Origin of the sequence: Cellulophaga sp., from assembly GCF_039943695.1 — a bacterium.
Lineage (GTDB): Bacteria > Bacteroidota > Bacteroidia > Flavobacteriales > Flavobacteriaceae > Cellulophaga.
This window is the reverse complement of the sequence record NZ_JBDVAA010000022.1, coordinates 1-3,161: the sequence shown is the minus strand read 5'-3', so window position 1 is coordinate 3,161 and position 3,161 is coordinate 1. Positions and strand designations below refer to the sequence as shown.

Sequence of the window (3,161 nt, the reverse complement as noted above, 5' to 3'; positions counted from 1 at the left end):
AAAAGAATGTATGAAAAGCGAGCCTAAAAAATAGGCTCCCTTTTTAAAATTATAATGGTAAAAGCACTCATTTATTGTACAAATAAAGACGTGCTTTTTTTGTTGTATCTATTACCTGCAATTTACTTACATACTTTTTAGGTAAAAGGTAAAACTCTCTTTTATCCAGTAAAATATAAAGTTTATCACAAGCCTCTAAAATAGAATCTATTTTAGCAGGTTCTTCTCTAGTATCTATAACATTACCCTTATTGTAAAACTGACTAGAATAGGTTTTAGAGTCAAGGTACAAAATAGGCGGGTTCTTATCAATTTTTAATTCTTCTGATTTTGCTATAAGTAACTTATCAGAGTTCATATATACTTTCCACTGGTCTGTAACCAAAAGTCCTGCACCTGCTATAAAAACTAAAATAGGAAATATAGAGCACGCAATTAAAGCCCTTCTTTTATGCTTGTACTCTGGCCACCAATGCGCTATTAATAATGCCAAAGGTATTGTAGATGGTAAAATATAAGTATGCAAAATGTTTTTAGAAATAGTGAAGAAAATTGGTGTCCACAACAACCAAAACAATAAAAAAGCTGTGTATTTATCATCTAAAATACGCTTTTTAAGCTTTACTATTTTTGCTATTACAATATAAAACCAAGGCAAACAAAAAGACAACATAAATACCCAAATTAAACCTAATGGTTGTGTTTTTGGCTGACCATATAAATCACCACTCCATCCTGGTTTTAAAAACCTATTAAAATGTTCACCTACTATAAAATAATCTATAAAGCCTGGTGATCTTTGTTCTGTTAACAAATACCAAGGTAAAGCAATTACTACAGTTATTAGTAAACCAACTATCCAAGGTAATTTGCCTAGGTTATAAAAAAATGTTTTACGGTCTAACAACAACCAAAAAAATACTGGAGCTCCCGTTAACACCAAAACTAAAGGCCCTTTAGCTAAAAACCCTAAACCTAAGCCAACAAAAAATAGATAGTTCCAAATTGTTTTTTTATCTGATGTAATACTTTTCCAGAATGATAGCATAATTAACATTACACTAAAACACAAAGCAGAATCTGTAGACACTACCCCCATATGTATTAAAAATTCTGGAGTTGTAACTAAAACTAAAGCTGGGAGTAACGGAGATACTTTTGTTTTTTTAACAAAATATCCTAATATAAATAACATTGCCACACCTAATAAAAACGAAGGTAGCCTTGCAGTTAATTCATTTACACCAAAAAGTTGAAAACTCATTGCAGACATCCAAGTAGATAATGGTGGTTTTGCCCAAAAGGGTTCATTATAATCAATTTGTAAAACAACCCACTCCCCTGTTTCTTGCATTAACCTAGATATTTCTGCATAACGAGCTTCTGTTTTATCTAGTAATGGTATGGCTCCGGTAATAATAAACCTAAATACAACGATAGACAAAACGGCTATCAACATATAATTAATGGTAGTTTTTTTATCAGTCATTTTATACTGTTATTATTGTGCATTAGCACTTTGTTTACAAATTTTATTAATTTTATATAAGTCTAACCAAAGCTGAAAAAAGTAAGATGTTTTTACTTTAGAATCTCCTTGATCTACCCAACGTTTAAGTGGAATTTCTAACATTTTTTCTAATGCTTTTTCTTTACCATAAAGCACTACAATTCTGTTAAAAATTTCTACATCAAAAAGCCAACGAGAAACAAAAGGTTTATTAAAAACTTCTATAGCCAATTCTTTCTTAAATAGTTTACAACCACATTGTGTATCGTAAACTTTTAAATCTAATATAATAGAAATTACAGTAGCTATAAATCTTCCAATAAAAAAACGAGACGTTTTACGCTCTATTGTAGAACCTAGCTTCATAATTCTAGATCCAAAAACAAAAGAAACATTTTGGTCTACATAGTTTGTTAATGAAGTAAACTCTTCTAAAGATGTTGCCAAATCTGCATCTAAATAACCAACAAGGTTTATATTGTAATTAGTGCAAACAAAGTTTACTCCGTTCCTTACAGACTCTGCTTTTCCTGCATTTTTTGGATTTTTGTAAACAACAACTTTATTAGGGTATTGTGCTTCTAACGATTTTAGCTGTGAGTATGTACCATCTGTGGAGCCATCATCTACAAAACAAATAAGTGTATCTGTATTTTCTTTTAAAAAACCATCATAAACTCTATTTTTAAGTTCTTTAACTTCATTATAACAGGGTATTACTACACATGTAGTATAAGACATTTGCTGCAAACTAATTAATTTTGGGCTGCAAGATATTAAAAAACAATATGACAGTCATTATTACGGTACATCTTTAAGTTAATATTAAAGTATAAAGAGTCTATTTTAATTGAAAAAAAGCAACTTCATAAAATTAATTTGTCACCTTAATTAAATGTTTAAATTTGTCTCTTAAATCTTATATGTTTTATGAAAAAAATTACCCTATCTACCCTACTATTTTTATGTTTTACAATTACCACTATCGCACAAAAAAAGAGCGACTTAATAGAACAAGTTGAAACCTTGAAAGATAGTATTGCACAGACTAATATTGCTTTAGCCGAAGCAAAAAAAATAGCTAAAGTTAGCGTTGCAGAAGCTGATTTATACAAAAGCCAAGCAACAGAATTGCAAAATGCAAACAAATCATTACTTACTAACCTTAAGAACTTTACACAAGTATCTAGTCAAAATTCTAAAAATATGGCTAAAACTTTAGAAGCCTTAAAGTCTAAAGAATCTCAGCTTTCTATTATTGAAGATACTTTTAGTAAAAATGATTCTACAGCAATAGTTATACTAACTAATGCCAAGCAGTCTTTAGGAGAAAATGCAAAAATTGCCGTGACTAATGGTGAAGTAGTAATTACAGAGACAGAACAAAATATCTTAGATGCCTCAAAAGCCAAAGTAAGTGCTACAGGAGAAGCTTTTCTAGAAAAAATATCTAATATTTTACTTTTAAACGTAGATTCTAAAGTTACAATATCTAGTACAGCTACAAGTTTATTTGCCATACAAAACTCATTAATAACTAAGTATAATATTCTTGCAGAGCGCATAACTCTAGAAAGCACTACGCAGAGTAATTCTAATGTTAATTTTAAAATACATACAAATTACGCTAACTTTTACTTACGTGTTAGAG

General features: G+C 29.7%; 3 protein-coding genes. 1 reads left to right on the top strand and 2 read right to left on the bottom strand.

All coding sequences use genetic code 11. From position 1 onward, the window contains the following. Nucleotides 1–67: 67 nt before the first annotated feature. Together ABJD66_RS01975 and ABJD66_RS01970 are read right to left on the bottom strand one after the other, a co-directional pair. On the bottom strand, nt 68–1,489 hold the full coding sequence (locus tag ABJD66_RS01975) for a glycosyltransferase family 39 protein (RefSeq protein WP_348127600.1): 1,422 nt from the start codon (nt 1,487–1,489) through the stop codon (nt 68–70). A gap of 12 nt (nt 1,490–1,501) precedes the next feature. Further along, nucleotides 1,502–2,251, bottom strand: coding sequence for a glycosyltransferase (locus ABJD66_RS01970; protein ID WP_303542715.1), 750 nt, complete (start codon nt 2,249–2,251; stop codon nt 1,502–1,504). Between the two features lie 189 nt (nt 2,252–2,440). On the opposite strand from ABJD66_RS01970, the gene ABJD66_RS01965 reads away from it, so the two are divergent. Next, nucleotides 2,441–3,161: hypothetical protein (locus ABJD66_RS01965; protein ID WP_348127597.1), on the top strand; the 721-nt coding region annotated here is incomplete at its 3' end.

What these genes read in the sequence shown, in the direction of transcription:
- ABJD66_RS01975 (WP_348127600.1), bottom strand. Translation starts at nt 1,489, where the DNA reads ATGACTGATAAAAAAACTACCATTAATTATATGTTGATAGCCGTTTTG.
- ABJD66_RS01970 (WP_303542715.1), bottom strand. Translation starts at nt 2,251, where the DNA reads ATGTCTTATACTACATGTGTAGTAATACCCTGTTATAATGAAGTTAAA.